Consider the following 332-nt stretch of genomic DNA (forward strand, 5'->3'; position numbering starts at 1 on the left):
TGGGGACCTCACCCTTACCAAGGGTGCGCTCTACCAACTGAGCCATATCAGCACGTCTGGAGCGGGCAGCGGGAATCGAACCCGCATCATCAGCTTGGAAGGCTGAGGTAATAGCCATTATACGATGCCCGCATCCTGAAACTCGGCTACCCAGTTCTTTCTGTAATACTAAAGAGACTGCTCTCTTTAGTATTGAGCTGATTAGTTTACCCAACCAACTCCGGCTCCGCAAAGCGTCGCCAGAAAGTGGTGGTGGGGGAAGGATTCGAACCTTCGAAGTCGATGACGGCAGATTTACAGTCTGCTCCCTTTGGCCGCTCGGGAACCCCACC

At 53.9% G+C, this 332-nt stretch carries 2 tRNA genes; both read right to left on the reverse strand.

Annotated features, from left to right (window positions below):
• Positions 1-57 precede the first annotated feature (57 nt).
• A tRNA-Gly gene (locus RRF55_RS27335) sits at positions 58-132 on the reverse strand.
• A gap of 115 nt (positions 133-247) precedes the next feature.
• Positions 248-332, reverse strand: a tRNA-Tyr gene (locus RRF55_RS27340).

Source organism: Klebsiella sp. K47 (genome assembly GCF_051858335.1).
GTDB lineage: Bacteria > Pseudomonadota > Gammaproteobacteria > Enterobacterales > Enterobacteriaceae > Klebsiella > Klebsiella pneumoniae.